General features: G+C 67.3%; 12 protein-coding genes and 3 tRNA genes. 5 read left to right on the top strand and 10 right to left on the bottom strand.

Translation table 11 applies throughout. From position 1 onward, the window contains the following. Window positions 1-6 precede the first annotated feature (6 nt). Window positions 7-216: a hypothetical protein gene (locus NF681_09445; GenBank protein UST55369.1), complete on the bottom strand. Its 210-nt coding sequence runs from the start codon at window positions 214-216 to the stop codon at window positions 7-9. Window positions 217-692: 476 nt separating this feature from the next. Between NF681_09445 and NF681_09440 the strand changes: the two genes are divergently transcribed. Next, window positions 693-1820 carry a DnaJ domain-containing protein gene (locus NF681_09440; protein UST55368.1) on the top strand — a complete coding sequence of 376 codons (1128 nt, stop codon included), beginning with the start codon at window positions 693-695 and terminating at the stop codon, window positions 1818-1820. Window positions 1821-1912: 92 nt separating this feature from the next. Here the strand turns inward: NF681_09440 and NF681_09435 are convergent. The 9 genes from NF681_09435 to NF681_09395 form a co-directional block, all read right to left on the bottom strand. Beyond that, a tRNA-Cys gene (locus NF681_09435) sits at window positions 1913-1986 on the bottom strand. Window positions 1987-2039: 53 nt separating this feature from the next. After that, window positions 2040-2115: transfer RNA gene (locus NF681_09430), tRNA-Gly, on the bottom strand. A gap of 59 nt (window positions 2116-2174) precedes the next feature. Further along, window positions 2175-4616 (bottom strand): endopeptidase La, encoded by a 2442-nt coding sequence (gene lon, locus NF681_09425; GenBank protein ID UST55367.1) that lies wholly within the window; start codon window positions 4614-4616, stop codon window positions 2175-2177. Window positions 4617-4745: 129 nt separating this feature from the next. Further along, window positions 4746-6011, bottom strand: a complete 1266-nt coding sequence (gene clpX / locus NF681_09420; protein ID UST55366.1) for an ATP-dependent Clp protease ATP-binding subunit ClpX — start codon at window positions 6009-6011, stop codon at window positions 4746-4748. 138 nt (window positions 6012-6149) lie between these two features. Further along, window positions 6150-6758, bottom strand: coding sequence for an ATP-dependent Clp endopeptidase proteolytic subunit ClpP (gene clpP / locus NF681_09415; GenBank protein ID UST55365.1), 609 nt, complete (start codon window positions 6756-6758; stop codon window positions 6150-6152). 98 nt (window positions 6759-6856) lie between these two features. Next, window positions 6857-8176, bottom strand: coding sequence for a trigger factor (gene tig / locus NF681_09410; protein UST55364.1), 1320 nt, complete (start codon window positions 8174-8176; stop codon window positions 6857-6859). Window positions 8177-8209: 33 nt separating this feature from the next. After that, window positions 8210-8296: transfer RNA gene (locus NF681_09405), tRNA-Leu, on the bottom strand. 73 nt (window positions 8297-8369) lie between these two features. Beyond that, window positions 8370-11435, bottom strand: a complete 3066-nt coding sequence (locus NF681_09400) for an efflux RND transporter permease subunit (GenBank protein UST55728.1) — start codon at window positions 11433-11435, stop codon at window positions 8370-8372. Window positions 11436-11571: 136 nt separating this feature from the next. After that, the gene (locus tag NF681_09395) at window positions 11572-12759 is read right to left on the bottom strand and encodes an efflux RND transporter periplasmic adaptor subunit (GenBank protein ID UST55363.1); all 1188 of its coding nucleotides are present in this window, start codon (window positions 12757-12759) and stop codon (window positions 11572-11574) included. 150 nt (window positions 12760-12909) lie between these two features. On the opposite strand from NF681_09395, the gene hpnC reads away from it, so the two are divergent. From hpnC to NF681_09375, 4 genes are all read left to right on the top strand, one after another. Continuing rightward, window positions 12910-13845 (top strand): squalene synthase HpnC, encoded by a 936-nt coding sequence (gene hpnC, locus NF681_09390; protein UST55362.1) that lies wholly within the window; start codon window positions 12910-12912, stop codon window positions 13843-13845. Window positions 13846-13870: 25 nt separating this feature from the next. Next, window positions 13871-14710, top strand: coding sequence for a presqualene diphosphate synthase HpnD (hpnD, locus tag NF681_09385; GenBank protein ID UST55361.1), 840 nt, complete (start codon window positions 13871-13873; stop codon window positions 14708-14710). Between the two features lie 10 nt (window positions 14711-14720). Next, window positions 14721-16001, top strand: a complete 1281-nt coding sequence (gene hpnE / locus NF681_09380; protein UST55360.1) for a hydroxysqualene dehydroxylase HpnE — start codon at window positions 14721-14723, stop codon at window positions 15999-16001. 371 nt (window positions 16002-16372) lie between these two features. Beyond that, the gene (locus NF681_09375; GenBank protein ID UST55359.1) at window positions 16373-17071 is read left to right on the top strand and encodes a response regulator transcription factor; all 699 of its coding nucleotides are present in this window, start codon (window positions 16373-16375) and stop codon (window positions 17069-17071) included. Window positions 17072-17102 lie beyond the last annotated feature (31 nt).

Raw genomic sequence — 17102 nt, 5'->3', positions numbered from 1 at the left:
GACTGTTCAAATATACAGCCCACGGCGGGATCGCGTCGCCACGGAAAAAATGCCGTCGCAGCGCAGCATCGGTGTCTTCTGCGCCACGGCGGCATTTGTCATATTGGTGCCCGAGGCCGGAATCGAACCGGCACGACCGCGAAGTCGAGGGATTTTCCTGCCACTTCGGCTTTCGCCGCCAGCGTCCGGGTGGCCGCTGTTCGTGGTCTGGAGCACGCCTTCACCCTGGTCCTGCGACTGTAGGTGCCCGCCGTCTGCTCTCTACACCTTCCGTGGAGTCCGTCGAGACGTCCTCCTCGGCTTGGCTCGGCGTTGGCTCGGCGTCTGCGCGATGCCGGACGTTGGTCCGGATCGGCCATCGGCCAGGGCGTTCACCGAATTTGACGGGTTTCATCTCCGGCGTTTCCACCAGAGGGCTCAAATTGCCTCAAGTCCCTTGTGTCTACCGATTTCACCACTCGGGCATGCCGACGACCGCGAAGCGGTGCCGGTTGCTAAGCCAGCGAGAATACCACCCGCACCGCCGCGCTCCGGTGCGACATCGTCCGGACCGCGCCGGCCGCTTCTCGATCGCGTTCACGCGCCGGGGGAGATTCCGTTTCCATCGGTCGCTGGCATAAGATTCGCCACGGAAGGCCGCCGCGTCCAAGGCGCTCGCTGCGGGCGGCATCTTTCGCATGAGGTTTCAGGATTTGGTCACCGACAACGCTTTCGCCGAACTGGGATTGCCCTCCGATGCGACCGAGCGCGAGGTCAAGGCGGCCTGGCGGCGGCTCGCGTCCCAATGGCATCCCGATCGCAATGCCAGTGCCGAAGCGAGCGCCCGGATGCAGCGCATCAACCAGGCCTTCGAATACATCCGCCGTCACGGTTGCGCCCTGCCCACCCCTCCCGACGAGCCGATGTCCGGTTCATCGCCGCCCCAGGCCGCGAACGCCCCCGAGGACGCGCCCGCGAGCGACGCCGCAGCGGCTTCGGGAGGCGACGCCTCGCCCGATGCGGACCCGGCGACCGGGACCGGCGCATCGCGGCGGCTGCTGCGGCGCAGGATCAAGCTGACGCTGGAGGAAGCCGCCGCTGGCTGCATCAAGGTGCTGCGCGGCAAGGTCGTCGATGCCTGCGTGGACTGCGCGGGCGTCGGCTCGCTTGTCATGGCCGGCCGGTGCGCGCCATGCGGTGGCTCGGGCGTGCTGCAGAAACGTTCCTTCTTCGGCTGGTCGACCGCAGCCTCCACGGCCTGCGAGACCTGCATGGGCAGCGGTGCCGGGCGCGTCACGTGTGCGAAATGCGAGGGCGCCGGCAGATTGCCACCACGCAACTACCGGATGAACGTGCGGATTCCGCAAGGGGTGCGCAACGGCGACCTGCTCCATGTCGACGGGCGCCGCCCGCGCGACGACAGCCCGAATTCGGACATCGAAATCCGCGTCGAGGTCGCGGCGCACGACTTTTTCCGCCTCGACGACGACGGCACCATCCGCTGCGACATGCCGATCGACGGGTTCGCCTGGATCGCCAACCGCGTCGTCAAGGTCCCCACGGTGTCGGGTCTGCAGACCTTGCAGCTGGACCGCGAGCGGTTGTCCTATCGCCTCGAAGGTCAGGGCTTTCCGGTCGAGCGCCGAGGTTCGCGTGGCGATCAGGTCGTCACGCTGACGCCCGTCTTTCCATCGCGATTGAGCAGCGACCAGCAGATCCTGCTCGATCAGCTGTCCGCCACCGGCCTGGGCGTGGGCGGCGAACCGGTGGACGAACGGTTGCGCACCTGGCATCGCGGGTTGCGTGCGTGGGAGAAGGGTCGGGCGACCGGCTCGCGATGAGTTGGGTCGCCCAGCGGCGACATGAAAAGGGGCACGAAAAAATGCCCCGTCATGGCGGGGCGTTTTCGTGGTCGGTCTGCGACGGGGTCTGATGGAGGCGCGACCCGGAGTCGAACCGGGCTGGACGGATTTGCAATCCGTTGCATAACCGCTTTGCTATCGCGCCATGAACCGATGACATCGAAAAAAAGGGAAGCCTGAGCTTCCCTTTTTCGAATCTGGAGCGGGATAAGAGACTCGAACTCTCGACCTCAACCTTGGCAAGGTTGCGCTCTACCAACTGAGCTAATCCCGCGTTTCGAGCCTCGAATTATATGCCATTTTTTCGAGGCTCAGCAAGCATGGAGGGTTTTCTCAGTGCTTGATCGAGCCTTCGGGAGGCTGTGCCGCCCTCTGGCGCGACAGTTCGGCGACGGCCGCGGCCGAAGCCGCCACCTCTTCGTCGGACAACGGGGTCGGCGCTTTCTCCAGGGCGATCTCCAGCACCTTGTCGATCCATCTGACGGGGATGATTTCCAGGCCGTTCTTCACGTTCTCCGGAATGTCCTGAAGGTCCTTCGCGTTCTCCTCCGGAATCAGCACGGTGCGGATGCCACCGCGCAATGCTGCCAGCAGCTTCTCCTTCAATCCGCCGATCGCCGTCACTTCGCCACGCAGGGTGATCTCGCCCGTCATGGCGACGTCTCCGCGCACCGGAATGCCCGTGAGCGCCGACACGAACGCCGTCGTCATCGCCGCTCCCGCGCTCGGACCGTCCTTGGGCGTCGCGCCATCGGGCACGTGGATGTGGATGTCGCGCCGCTCGAAGATGTCGTCGCGGATGCCCAGGCGGTGCGCGCGGCTGCGCACCACCGTGCGCGCGGCCTCGACCGATTCCTTCATCACGTCGCCGAGCGATCCCGTCCGGCTGATGACGCCCTTGCCCGGCATGGAGACGGCCTCGATGGTCAACAGGTCGCCACCGACCTCGGTCCATGCGAGTCCGACGACCTGCCCTACCTGGTTCTGCTTCTCGGCCAAGCCGAAGGTGTACTTGCGCACGCCCAGGAAATCGTTGAGGTTTGTGCCATCGACCGTGACCTTGGGCGTCATCTTCTTGAGCAGCAGGCCCTTGACCACCTTGCGGCAGATCTTGGAGAGCTCACGCTCGAGCGACCGCACACCGGCCTCCCGGGTGTAGTAGCGCACGATGTCGCGCACCGCTTCCTCGGTGATGAGCAGTTCCTCCTCCTTCACGCCGTTGTTCTGCATCTGCTTGGGCAGCAGGTACTTCAGCGCGATGTGCGTCTTCTCGTCCTCGGTGTAGCCGGCCAGGCGGATGACTTCCATCCGGTCGAGCAACGCAGGCGGGATGTTCATCGAATTCGACGTCGCGACGAACATCACGTCGCTCAGGTCGAAGTCGACCTCGACGTAATGGTCGCCGAACGTGTGGTTCTGCTCGGGGTCGAGCACTTCCAGCAGCGCGCTCGACGGATCGCCGCGGAAGTCGGTGCCCAGCTTGTCGATCTCGTCGAGCAGGAACAAGGGATTGCGCGTGCCGATCTTGTTCAGGCTCTGCAGCACCTTGCCCGGCAAGGCGCCGATGTAGGTGCGGCGATGCCCGCGGATCTCGGCCTCGTCGCGCATGCCGCCCAGCGCCATGCGGGTGTACTTGCGACCCGTCGCCTTGGCGATCGACTGGCCGAGCGAGGTCTTGCCCACGCCCGGTGGTCCAACCAGACACAGGATCGGCGCCTTGACCTTGTCCACACGCTGCTGGACCGCGAGGTATTCCAGGATCCGGTCCTTGACCTTGTCCAGGCCGTAGTGGTCCTCGTTGAGCACGGCTTCCGCGTTGGCCAGGTCGTGCTTGATCTTGGTCTTCTTGCTCCAGGGCAGGCCGATCAGCACGTCGATGTAGTTGCGCACTACCGTGGCCTCGGCCGACATCGGCGACATCAGCTTGAGCTTCTTGAGTTCTCCCTCGGCCTTCTTCAGCGCGTCCTTGGGCATCTTCGCGAGCTTGATCTTCTTCTCGATCTCCTCGATGTCGGCGCCGTCCTCGCCCTCGCCCAACTCCTTCTGGATCGCCTTGACCTGCTCGTTGAGGTAGAAGTCGCGCTGGTTCTTCTCCATCTGGCGCTTCACGCGGCCACGGATCTTCTTGTCGACATTCAGGATGTCGACTTCGCGCTCGAGCTGGCCGAACAGGTTCTCCAGCCGGGCCTTGACGTCGTCGAGGTCGAGCACGGACTGCTTGCTGTCGAGCTTGAGCGGCAGGTGCGCGGCGATCGTGTCGGCCAGCCGGCCGGGATCGTCGATGCTGGAGATCGACGTCAGGATCTCCGGCGGGATCTTCTTGTTGAGCTTGACGTACTGGTCGAACTGCTGCATCACGGCACGGCGCAGCGCCTCGATCTCGGTGCCTTTCTGGGCCGCCGCGTCGACCGCGGCAACGGGCGTCACGCTCGCGGTGAAGTGGGTCTCGGCATCCTGGATGCCGTTGACGCGCGCGCGCTGCTGTCCCTCGACCAGCACCTTCACGGTGCCATCGGGCAGCTTGAGCATCTGCAGGATCGTCGAGACGCAGCCGACCTCGAACATGTCCTCGACGGCGGGCTCGTCCTTGGCGGCGGCCTTCTGGGCCACCAGCATGATGCGTCGCTCGGCTTCCATGGCCAGTTCGAGCGCCTTGATGCTCTTGGGGCGCCCGACGAACAGCGGAATCACCATGTGTGGAAACACGACGACATCGCGCAGCGGCAGCAGCGGCAGGTCGATGGCGTCTGGAGGCAAAGGGGTGTGACCGGACATGCGAATCCTCGAAGTGATCAGGCAAAGATGGAACGCACCGTCCGCATTTCAAGCCCGGACGGTGCGTTCGATCATGGAAGCATGCGAAACCCGCATGCCCGCGAGGGTCGGAACCCCCGCGCTCTCGACTCAAGCCTTCTTGGCCGCTTCCCGATAGACGAGCAGCGGTGGCTTGTTCTCGTCGATGGTCGACTCCTCGACCACGACCTTGTCGACGTTCGTCACGTTGGGCAGGTCGAACATGGTGTCGACCAGCGACTGCTCCAGGATCGAGCGCAGGCCGCGCGCGCCGGTCTTGCGCGCCAGCGCCTTGCGGGCGATCGCCTTGAGCGCGCTGGGGCGGATCTCCAGGTCGACGCCTTCCATCTGGAGCAGCTTGACGAACTGCTTGACGACCGCGTTCTTCGGCTCGGTCAGGATCTTGACCAGCGTGTCCTCGGTCAGCTCGGCCAGCGAGGCCACGACCGGCATGCGACCCACCAGTTCGGGAATCAGGCCGAACTTGATCAGGTCTTCGGGCTCGACCTCGCGGAACACGTCGGTCAGGCTGCGCTGCGTCTTGCTTCTCACCATCGCCCCGAAACCGATGCCCGACGCCTCGGTGCGGTTCTCGATGACTTTTTCCAGACCGGCGAAGGCGCCGCCGCAGATGAACAGGATGTTGGTCGTGTCGATCTGCAGGAAGTCCTGGTTGGGGTGCTTGCGCCCGCCCTGCGGCGGCACACTGGCCATCGTGCCTTCGATCAGCTTGAGCAGCGCCTGCTGCACGCCCTCTCCGGAGACGTCGCGCGTGATCGAGGGGTTGTCCGACTTGCGCGAGATCTTGTCGATTTCGTCGATGTAGACGATGCCGCGCTGCGCACGCTCGACCTCGTAGTTGCAGCTCTGCAGCAGCTTCTGGATGATGTTCTCGACGTCCTCGCCGACGTAGCCGGCTTCGGTCAGGGTGGTCGCATCGGCCATGACGAAAGGCACGTCGAGCATGCGCGCGAGGGTCTGCGCCAGCAGCGTCTTGCCCGAACCCGTCGGGCCGATCAGCAGGATGTTGCTCTTGTTGAGTTCGACGTCGTCGCCCTTGGCCTTTTCCTTGTGACGCAGCCGCTTGTAATGGTTGTAGACCGCCACGGACAGCATGCGCTTGGCCGCTTCCTGGCCGATCACGTAGTTGTCGAGATTGTTCTTGATCTCCAGCGGCGTGGGCAGGTCGCCCCGCGCCTCGCGCGATTCCTCACCCGGCGGGAGTTCGTCGCGGATGATCTCGTTGCACAGGTCGATGCATTCATCGCAGATGAACACGGACGGCCCGGCGATGAGTTTCTTGACCTCGTGCTGGCTCTTGCCGCAGAACGAGCAGTAGAGCGTCTTTTCGCTGGAGGAGCCTTTTTTCTCGGCCATGGGCAGGTGCCTCGTAATGGGGTTCAACAATCATAGCCAAGAGCGAAAGGCCTCTTCCTGAACGAAAACGGCGTTCTCCTCATGGACAACGCCGCTCTTGCTCAGGCGCCATCGCGCCCCCGGCCATCACGCGCTGGATCAGCTGCGCTTGGCGATGACCTCGTCGATCAAGCCGTATTCCTTCGACTCGTCCGCGGTGAGGAAGTAGTCGCGCTCGGTGTCGCGCGCGATTTTCTCCAGCGGCTGTCCGGTGCGCTCGGCCAGGATGCGGTTCATCTGGTCCTTGGTGCGCAGGATGTCGCGCGCATGGATCTCGATGTCGGTCGCCTGGCCTCGGGCACCGCCGAGGACCTGGTGGATCATGACCTTCGAGTTGGGCAGCGAGAACCGCTTGCCCTTCTCTCCGGCCGCCAGCAGGAACGCACCCATGCTGGCCGCGAAGCCGATGCACAGCGTGGACACGGCCGGCTTGATGAACTGCATCGTGTCGTAGATCGCCATGCCGGCGCTCACGCTGCCGCCCGGCGAGTTGATGTAGAACGAGATGTCCTTGTCGGGGTTCTCGCTTTCGAGGAACAGCAACTGCGCCACGACCAGGTTCGCGGTCTGGTCGTTGACCTCGCCGACCAGGAAAATCACGCGCTCCTTCAGCAGTCGCGAATAGATGTCGTAGGAACGCTCGCCGCGGCCCGACTGCTCGATCACCATCGGCACCATGCCGAGGCCTTGAATTTCCTGTGCGCTCATATTGCTCTCCAGAGTGTTTCGTACCATCCCGACAATTTGGGGCTCGCGCGCAGAGCACAAGCCCCGGGCCGCACACACCCGGACACGGCCCGCGACGATCAGCCCTGCTGCTGCTGCGCCATCAGTTCGTCGAAGGAGACGGCCTTGTCGTTGACCTTGGCCTTGCCCATCACGAAGTCGGTCACGTTGTTCTCGATCACGACGGCCTCAACCTCGGCCAGGCGCTCCTTGTCGCCGAAGTACCAGCGCACGACGTCGGCGGGACGCTCGTAGCTGGCGGCCAGTTCCTCGACATGCGCCTTGACCTGTTCGGGCTTGGCATGGAGTTCGTTGGCACGCACCAGCTCCGCGACCACGAGGCCCAGGCGCACGCGACGCTCGGCCTGCGGGCGGAACATCTCCTCGGGGATCGGCGCCTTGTCGGCGTCCTTGACACCGCGCTGCTTGAGCTCGGCGCGGGCGCCCTGGACCATGCGCTCGACCTCGGACTGCACGCTGGCGTTGGGCACGTCGAGTTCGGCGTTGCCGATGAGCGCGTCCATGACGGCGTTCTTGTTGCGTGCCAGCAGACGGAACTTCACCTCGCGCTCGAGGTTGCGCTTGATGTCGGCGCGCAGGCCTTCGACGGTGCCTTCCTCGATGCCGAGCGACTTGGCCAGCGCTTCGTCGACGGCCGGCAGCTGCGAGGCCTCGATCTTCTTGACGGTGACCATGAAGTCGGCCTGCTTGCCGGCGACGTCCTTGCCGTGGTAGTCGGCCGGGAACGACAGCGGGAAGGTGCGGCTGTCGCCCGCCTTCAGGCCACGGACCGCGTCCTCGAATTCCTTGAGCATCTGGCCTTCGCCGACGATGAACTGGAAGTCCTCGGCCTTGCCGCCCTGGAAGGGCTCGCCGTCGATCTTGCCTTCGAAGTCGACCGTCACGCGGTCGTCGTCCGTCGCGGCAGCGTCCTGGGCGCCCGGCTCGAAGGTGCGGCGCTGCTTGCGCAGGATGTCGAGCGTCTTGTCGATCGCCTCGTCGCTCACCTCGGCCGTGATGCGGTCGATCTCGGCGGCGGAGAGATCGTTGATCTTCACTTCCGGGAACACCTCGAAGATCGCGTCGAAGGCCATAGCGCCCTCGGGCGACTCTTCTTTCTCGGTGATGCGGGGCTGGCCCACCACGCGCAGCTTGGCTTCGTTGGCGGCCTGCGAGAAGGCTTCGCCGACCTTGTCGTTCATGACCTCGTAATGGACCGAGTAGCCGTAGCGCTGGGCCACCACGGTCATCGGCACCTTGCCGGGACGGAAGCCGTCCATCTTGACGGTGCGCGCGATCTTCTTCAAGCGCGCATTGACCTCCGACTGGATGGTGTCGACCGGCAGGGTCAGGGTGATCTTGCGCTCGAGCTTTTCGAGGGTTTCAACGTTCACGGTCATCTGATGTGTCTTCCTTGAGAGGATTTTTTGAGCTGGTGCGCGGGGCCGGACTCGAACCGGCACGTTCTTGCGAACGTCAGGACCTAAACCTGGTGCGTCTACCAATTTCGCCACCCGCGCGGTCAGGGGACTCAATGCAAGAACGGGCGGCCTGCCATGCAGACCACCCGTTCGAAATCGGCAACCGCGTATTTTAGACGCGAACCGCGGGTCCCTCCGGATCGCGTCGGACGCGGAACGCGGCGGCGTACATCGCCGGCAGCGCCAGCAGGGTCAGCGCGGTGGCCACGATCAGCCCGCCCATGATGGCCACGGCCATCGGCCCCCAGAAGACGCTGCGCGACAGCGGGATCATCGCCAGCACGGCCGCCGCGGCCGTCAGCACGATCGGCCGCAGGCGCCGCACGGCGGACTCGACGATCGCGTCCCAGGCCGGCACGCCGGCGGCACGGTCGCTCTCGATCTGGTCGATCAGGATGACGGAGTTGCGCTGGATCATGCCCATCAGCGCGATCACCCCGAGCAGCGCCACGAAGCCGAATGGCCGGTCCAGGATCAGCAGCGCCGCGGCCACGCCCGCGATGCCCAGGGGCCCGGTCATGAACACGAGCAGCGCGCGGCTGAAGCTGTGGAGCTGGAGCATCAGCAGCGTGAAGACCAGGAACAGCATGATCGGCACGCCCGCGACGATCGAGTCGGAGCCCTTGCTGCTCTCCTCGACCGCGCCGGCGACCTCGATGCGGTAGGCGCCCTGGCCCTGCGCGTGCCAGCGCACCTCGAGCGCGCGCAGGGCGGGTTCGAGTTCGCCGGTGACGGTGGCGCCCTGCATGCCCTCGGCGATGTCGCCCTGCACGGTGATGGCGTAGTCGCGGTTCTGGCGCCACATCACGCCCGACTCCCAGGTGAAGACCGGCCGCGCGATCTGCAGCAGCGGGATCGAGCGTCCCGACGCGGTGGGCAGGTAGGCGCTGCCGATGTCGGAGATCTCGCCGCGCTCGTCGGGCGACTGGCGCAGCACGATGTCGATGAGCCGGTCGCCCTCGCGGTACTGGCCGACCGTGGTGCCGCTGAACATGGTGCGCGAGGCCTGCGCGATGGCCTGGCTGGTCACGCCCAGCGCTCGTGCCTTGGCCTGATCGACCTCCAGACGCACCACCTTCACCGACTCGTTCCAGTTGTCGTTGACGCCGCGCGTGTGGGTGTTCTCCCGCATCAGCGCCTTGACCTCGTCGGCACGCTGGCGCAACTGGGCGGGGTCGGGGCCGACGACGCGGAACTGCACCGGGTAGGCCACCGGTGGCCCGTTGGGCAGCAGCCGGGCGCGACCACGTACCTCGGGAAATTCCTGGGCCAGGATGGCCGGCAGCGCCGTGCGCAGCGCCTCGCGCTGCTTCAGGTCCTTGGCCAGCACGATCATCTGCGAGACGTTGCTCTGCGGGAAGATCTGGTCGAGCGGCAGGTAGAAGCGCGGCACGCCGTTGCCGACCCAGGTCGTGACCGAGGCCACGGCGGTCTCGGCCATGACGCGCCGCTCGACGCGCTTGACGACCTCCTCGTTGGCCGCGAACGACGTCCCTTCCGGAAACCACAGTTCGACCAGCACCTCCGGGCGGCTGGAGTCCGGGAAGAACTGCTGCTGCACCCGCCCCATGCCGACGAGGCCCAGCGCGAAGATCGCCAGCGTCGCGCCGATCGTGATCCAGCGGTGCGTGATGCACGCGTCCACGGCACGGCGGAAGCCGTTGTAGAAGCGCGAGTCGAACATCTCGTGCGGTGGCGCGTCGGGGTCGTGCGGCTTCACCTTGAGCAGCAGGGTGCCCAGGTAGGGCACGAAGTAGACCGACACGATCCACGACAGCACCAGTGCGATCACCGTGACCGCGAAGATCGCGAAGGTGTATTCGCCCGTCACCGACCGGGCGATGCCGATGGGCAGGAAGCCCGCCGCCGTGATCAGCGTGCCGGTCAGCATCGGCTTGGCTGTGACGTCGTAGGCGAAGGTGGCCGCGCGCACCTTGTCGTAGCCCTCCTCCATCTTCCGCACCATCATCTCGACCGCGATGATGGCGTCGTCCACCAGCAGCCCCAGCGCGATGATGAGCGAGCCCAGCGACACCTTGTGCAGGCCGATGCCGAAGTAGTCCATGGCCAGGAAGGTGACGGCCAGCACCAGCGGAATGGTGATGGCCACCACCAGGCCCGGACGCACGTCGATGGTCCAGCCGAAGCGCCCGCCCCGGTGCAGGCCCAGCGCGATGAAGCTCACGGCCAGCACGATCGCCACCGCCTCGATCAGCACGTGCACGAACTCGTTGACCGACGACGCCACGGCGACGGGCTGGTCCTGCACCTGCGCGAGCGTCGCGCCCGCGGGCAGGTTGCGCTGGATGTCCGCCACCGCCGTGCGCAGCGCCTTGCCCAGCGCGATGATGTCGCCGCCCTTGGTCATGGACACGCCCAGCGCCACCACCTCGCCGCCCTGGTGGCGCACCTTGGTGACGGGCGGGTCGACCGTGCCGCGCCTGATGGTCGCGATGTCGCCCAGGCGCAGCTGGTTGCCGGAACTGCCGCGGATGGGCATCTCGCGCAGCTGCTCGACGCTGGTGAACTGGCCGGCCACGCGCACCTGCACCACGTCCTGCGGCGACTGGATGGCACCGGCGCTCTCCACGGCGTTCTGCGCGCCGATCTGCTGCAGCACGGCGTTGAAGTCCAGGCCGAGTTGCGCCACGCGCTTCTGGGAGACCTCGACGAAGATCCGCTCGTCCTGCACGCCGAACTGCTCGACCTTGGCGACGTCCTTCACGCGCAGCAGGCGCTGACGCACGTCGTCGGCGAAGGTCTTGACCTCGGCGGGCGAGAAGCCGTCGGTCTGCAGCGCGTAGATCACGCCGTAGACGTCGCCGAACTCGTCGTTGAAGAACGGCCCCACGACGCCGCCGGGCAGCGTGGCGCGCATGTCGCCGATCTTCTTGCGCACCGCGTACCAGACGCCGGCCACCTCGCTGGCCTTCGACGAATCCTTGATCTCGAAGATGATCTGCGACTCGCCGGGCTTGGAGTAGCTGCGGATGCGGTAGGCGTAGGGCACTTCCTGCAGGGTGCGCTCGAGCTTGTCGGTCACCTGTTCCGCGACCTGCTGGGCGGTGGCGCCGGGCCACAGGGTGCGCACGGCCATCACCCGGAACGTGAAGGGCGGGTCCTCGTCCTGGCCGAGCTGGAAATAGGCCGCGAAGCCCAGCACCATCAGCGCCACCATCAGGTAGCGCGTGAGGGCGGCATGCTCCAGCGCCCAGCGCGACAGGTTGAAGCCGGATCGGGATGCGTTCGCGCCGCTCCCCCCATCGGGGGTCGCGGCATCGCGGGAGGCGCCGGGATCGGTCATCGTGCGGCCCTCAACGCACCGCCGTGGTTGCGGGCACGGGCACGGGCGCCGCCGCCGGTGGAGCCGCCGTCGCCGCGCCTGCCGCGCCGGCCGCGAGCCGGTCCTGGTAGATCGACACCTTCTGTCCCGGCGACAGCACATGCACGCCGGCGACCACCACCAGTTCGCCCGGCTTCAGCCCGGACGCGATCACCGCCTGGTTGCCGTCGGCCGTGGCCACCTGCACCGGCTGCGAGCGCACCGTCATCGTCGGGCGGTCCAGCACCCAGACGGCGCTGCCGGCGCCTTCCTGGCGCAGGGCGCTGGTGGGCAGCTTGAGCACCGGCGCGTCGGCGCGCGCCAGCGCCCGTGGCCTGGCATAGACCGTGGCACCCAGCGCGGGCGCACCGGCCGCGTCGATCGCGACCTTGACGGTGTAGGTGCGGGTGACGGGATCGGCGCTGCCCGCGACCTCGCGCACGCGACCCTCGATCTCGTCGCCGCCGGCCCAGCCGCGCACGGCCACGGGCGAGCCCGGCCGCATCAGCGCGGCGCGGTCCTCCGGCACCGCGAACACGACGTCGCGCGCGCCATCCTGGGCGATGCGCACGACCGGGGTGCCCGCGGAGACCACCTGGCCCGGCTGGGCGTCCACGGCCGTGACGATGCCGGCCACGTCGGCCGCGAGCGTGGCGTAGGCGGCCTGGTTGCCCTGGGCGGCCGACTGCGCCCGGGCCTGGTCGAACTGCGCCTGCGCCGCCTTCCAGGTGGATTCGCGGCGCTCGAGTTCCGCACTGCTGATGAAGTTGCGCGCGCGCAGCTCGCGATAGCGCTGCAGGTCGGCCGCCGCCAGGTCCCGGTTGGTGAGCGCGGCCGCCTGCTGCGCGCGCGCGGCCTCGGCGGCGAGCCGCAGGTCCTGAGGATCGAGCTGGGCGAGCACATCGCCCGCGCGCACGTGCTGGCCGAGTTCGGCCTGGCGGCGCAGGATCTTCCCGGCGACCCGGAAGCCCAGTTGCGACTCGATGCGCGCGCGCACCTCGGCGGAGAATTCGGGCGCGGTCTCGATGCCGCTGACGGCGACGGCCTGGACCTTGACGGCACGCACCGGCTCCTCGACGGGCGCCGGACGCGAACAGCCCGCAAGCAGTACGGCCATCGACACCAGCAGCCACGCGGCGCCGCTCGACAAAGCCATCGGATGGGGGGGAAACACGGTCATGGACCACCTCGTCGTGCACGGAAGGCCACTAATGACCGAACGGTTAGTAATCTAGGACAAGCGCCAATCACTGTCAATCCAGGCCGACCGGGTCGGCCCGGCACGACGCCGCGCACCCGGACCGCGGCAACTGCTCCGACAATCCGGGGCGTGTCCTCCCCCTTTTCCCCCTCCCCGGCGCCCGCCGCCACGCCGGCAGCGCCGCCGACCCTCGCCGAGCCGCCCACCCATTACGAAAACTTCCCCGTCGCGTCGTGGCTCTGCCCGCCCCGGCTCCGGGCCCCGATCGCGGCCATCTACGGCTTCGCACGCACGGCCGACGACATCGCCGACGAGGGCGATGCCGGTCCCGCGCCGCGCCTGGCCGACCTGCGCGACTTCCGTGCCGAGCTGGCGTCCGCGGCCCGTGGCGCGGTCGACCCGGCATCGCGCTGGCCGCAGGTGTTCGGACCGCTCGCGCATGCGATGAAGCATTTCGGGCTGAGCGAAGCGCTGCTGGCCGACCTCCTGCACGCCTTCGCCCAGGACATCGTCCACACGCGCAAGGGACACCGGTACGCCGACCGCGCCGAACTGCTGGACTACTGCCGGCGTTCCGCCAATCCCATCGGGCGACTGCTGCTGCACCTCCACGGCATCGACGACGCAACGTCGCTCGCACACAGCGACGCCGTGTGCAGTGGCCTGCAACTGGTCAATTTCTGGCAGGACCCCAGCGTCGACCTGCCGCGCGACCGGTACTACCTGCCGCTGTCGGACTGCAAGGCATGCGGCGTCGGGCCCGACGATTTCGAGCGTTTTCGTCCCCTGGGCGCCGATGCGCCGAGCGCGGCCGCGCTGGCGCTCGTCGCGCGCGAGGTGGCCTGGGCACGCGCGATGCTCCAAGAAGGGGCGCCCCTGGTCCACCGGCTGCCCGGGCGTGCCGGCTGGGAACTGCGGGTGGTGATCCAGGGCGGGCTGCGGATCCTCGACAAGATCGAGGCACGGGGATTCGACAGCTTCTCCCACCGGCCCACCATCGGAAAGGGCGATGTCCCGCGCCTGGCCTGGCGCGCGCTGTGGATGGGGAGACAATCGGTCCCATGACCACGACGACCGCGCATCCGCTCCGATGAATCCCGACCAGTACGTGCAGGACAAGGCGGCCGCCTCGGGCAGCAGCTTCTATTACGCGTTCCTGTTCCTGCCCAAGCCGCGCCGTGCCGCGATCACCGCTTTCTACGCCTTCTGCCGCGAGATCGACGACGTGGTCGACGAAGTGCGCGACCCGGGCGTGGCCGCCACCAAGCTCGCCTGGTGGCGCACCGAGATCGCCCAGTCCTTCGCCGGCCAGCCGCACCACCCGGTGATGCAGGCGCTCATGCCGCTGACCGCCGAGCACGGCATCGAGGCCGCGCAACTCCAGCAGATCGTCGACGGCTGCCAGATGGACCTCGACCAGACGCGCTACCTCGACTTCCATGCGCTGCGACGCTACTGCCACCTGGTGGCCGGGGTGGTGGGCGAAGTGGCGGCGCGCATCTTCGGCCAGACCGACGCGCGCACCACCGAGTACGCGCACCAGCTCGGCCTCGCGCTGCAGCTGACCAACATCATCCGCGACGTCGGCGAGGACGCCCTGCGCGGGCGCATCTACCTGCCGGTCAACGAACTCCAGCAGTTCGACGTCAAGGCGCACGAGGTGCTCAACCGCGTGCATTCGGAACGCTTCGTGGCGCTCATGAGGTTCCAGGCCGGACGCGCCCACGAGGCCTACGACGCGGCACTCGCGTTGCTGCCGGCGGCCGACCGGCGCAGCCAGAAGCCCGGCCTGATGATGGCCAGCATCTATCGCACCCTGCTGCGCGAGATCGAACGCGACGACTTCCAGGTGCTCAACCAGCGCGTGAGCCTCACCCCGGTGCGCAAGTTCTGGCTCGCCTGGCAGGTGCAGGCGCTCGGGCGCCTGTAGGTCGGCCGTCGTGCGGATCGCCGTGATCGGCGCCGGGTGGGCCGGCCTCGCCTGCGCGGTCGAGGCCACGCGCGCGGGCCATCGCGTCACCGTGTTCGAAGCCGCGCGCACCGCCGGCGGCCGCGCGCGCCGCATCGACGGCGATGCCGCCGGGTCGGGCCCGCCGCTCGACAACGGCCAGCACATCCTCATCGGCGCCTACCGCGAGACGCTCGCGCTGATGCGCACGGTCGGCGTCGATCCGCGCGCCGTGCTGCTGCGCCTGCCGCTGTCGCTGCGGCGGCCCGACGGCGGTGGGCTGGCCGTGCCCGCCGGCTGGCCCGCCCCGCTGGACCTGCTCGCCGGCATCGCCACCGCGCGTGGCTGGACCTGGCGCGACAAGGCATCGCTCCTGCGCGGCGCCTGGGGCTGGCGGCGCGACGGTTTTCGCTGCGCCGACGACGCGACGGTGCGCGACCTGTGCGCCGGCCTCACGCCCCGCGCGATGGACGAACTGGTCGATCCGCTGTGCGTCTCGGCCCTCAACACGCCCTCCGATCGGGCCAGCGGCCAGGTCTTCCTGAGCGTGCTGCGCGACGCGCTCTTCGGCGAGGCGGGTGGCGCCGACCTGCTGCTCCCGCGTGTCGATCTCGGCGCCCTGCTGCCCGATGCGGCGCTGGCCTGGCTGGCCGACCAGGGCGCCACCGTGCAGCGGGGAAAGCGCGTGGACGTCATCGGACGCGGTGCGGCGGGCGGAGCACGCTGGCGCGTCGAAGGCACGGACGTCGACCACGTCGTGCTCGCCAGCGCGTCGTGGGACGCCGTGCGGCTCCTGCGCGACAGCGCCATCGTCGCGCCGGCCTGGACCGACGCGGCCGAGGCGCTGCGCTTCGAGGCGATCGCCACCGTCTACCTCGAGGGGGCGACGCCGCTGGCCGCGCCCATGCTGGCACTGCGCTCGTCGCCCGATGCACCGGCGCAATTCGCCTTCGACCGGACCGTCCTGGGCGGCCCGGACGGTCGCCTCGCGCTGGTCGTGAGCGCGGCGGACGCGCCGCGCGACGTCCTGGAACGCCAGGTGCTGGCGCAGGCCCGGACCGCGCTGGGCCAGCCGGCCCTGCGCGTGCTGCGCACGATCGTGGAGAAGCGGGCCACGTTCGCCTGCACGCCCGGGCTGCGCCGGCCCGGACGGGACATCGCCGAAGCGATCAGCGCCTGCGGCGACCACGTCGCCGGACCCTATCCGGCCACCCTGGAGGGCGCCGTGCGCAGCGGCCTCGCCGCCGCCCGGGCCGTGCCGGTCGCCCGCTAGCGATCGGGACGCGACATGCCGGTGTTCAAGGCTGGCGACATCGGTTTTCAATACAATTAATACATTTGATTTATATACTTGGCGCGGGAAAATTGTCTTTTTCTCCGAGTGTTTGGTCATTGTCCATAGAATTTCTTTCAGCAAATAAAGAATGCGTTGTTCAATTCAAACAATTGGCCTAACAATTGATTCAATTGCAAAAGTTTTCAAAGCTGAGAAACATTACTTCAGATTTCTGAGACGTGCCTGGGATTAGCCTTGGTCGTGCCGCATCCGACTCCGACGGAAGCGACGCCGAATCAACCTTCAGGACGCAGGAAATGTCAGAAACACGCGATTTCAACAAAATCCTCACGACCCGTGTCGCGCCCATGCCAGCCGTCCGGGACGACGGCCCCACCCGCATCAACATCTGCACGCTCGACAGTCATTCGGCGGTGCGCTTCGGGCTGGAATGCAAGGTCCGCACCCAATACGACATGAACTGGATCGGCTCCGGCAAGGATTTCAGGGAAGTCGCGGCCCTGCTCAAGGAATCTCCCTGCGACGTGGTGATCGTGGAATATCAGCTCGAAGGCCTCGAGAACGACGGCTGGAATCTCATCAAGCAATTCCGCCGCAATTTTCCCGACACCCGCCTGCTGATCTACACCGGCTACATGAGCCCGGCCACGATGTCGCTGATGTACCGCGCCGGCGCGTCCCACGTGCTGTCCAAGAGCGCCTCGATGGACAAGCTGGTCGGTGTGATCCGCGAACTGGGCTTCGCGTCCTGGCAAGCACGTTTCCACGGCGAGCGCAAACACCCCAAGACGCCCGACATCCCGCTCGACGACGTCGACGCCACGCCCGAGCCCAGCGGCGAAGCCCTGGAAGGCGCGGGCCTGTCGACGCGCGAGATGGAGGTCGTGCGCTGCCTGCTCCAGGGCATGTCGGTCAGCGAGATCAGCCACAAGTTCGTCCGCAGCATCAAGACCATCAGTTCGCAGAAGCAGGCCGCGTTCCGCAAGCTGAGCGTCAGCAGCAACCAGGACCTGTTCCGCCTGCAGAAGTCGTTCCACATCGGCTGAGCGCCACGGTCGCGCCGGCGCGAAGGCCGGG

The organism is Comamonadaceae bacterium OTU4NAUVB1 (genome assembly GCA_024372625.1).
Classification (GTDB): Bacteria; Pseudomonadota; Gammaproteobacteria; order Burkholderiales; family Burkholderiaceae_C; genus Variovorax.
This window is presented reverse-complemented; position numbering and strand designations above follow the sequence as displayed.

Bases quoted from the DNA above. Each gene is read 5' to 3' on its own strand.
- clpP (UST55365.1), bottom strand. From the start codon at position 6,758: ATGAGCGCACAGGAAATTCAAGGCCTCGGCATGGTGCCGATGGTGATC.
- hpnD (UST55361.1), top strand. From the start codon at position 13,871: ATGAATCCCGACCAGTACGTGCAGGACAAGGCGGCCGCCTCGGGCAGC.
- clpX (UST55366.1), bottom strand. From the start codon at position 6,011: ATGGCCGAGAAAAAAGGCTCCTCCAGCGAAAAGACGCTCTACTGCTCG.
- lon (UST55367.1), bottom strand. From the start codon at position 4,616: ATGTCCGGTCACACCCCTTTGCCTCCAGACGCCATCGACCTGCCGCTG.
- NF681_09400 (UST55728.1), bottom strand. From the start codon at position 11,435: ATGGTGGCGCTGATGGTGCTGGGCTTCGCGGCCTATTTCCAGCTCGGC.
- NF681_09375 (UST55359.1), top strand. From the start codon at position 16,373: ATGCCAGCCGTCCGGGACGACGGCCCCACCCGCATCAACATCTGCACG.
- tig (UST55364.1), bottom strand. From the start codon at position 8,176: ATGACCGTGAACGTTGAAACCCTCGAAAAGCTCGAGCGCAAGATCACC.
- NF681_09395 (UST55363.1), bottom strand. From the start codon at position 12,759: ATGACCGTGTTTCCCCCCCATCCGATGGCTTTGTCGAGCGGCGCCGCG.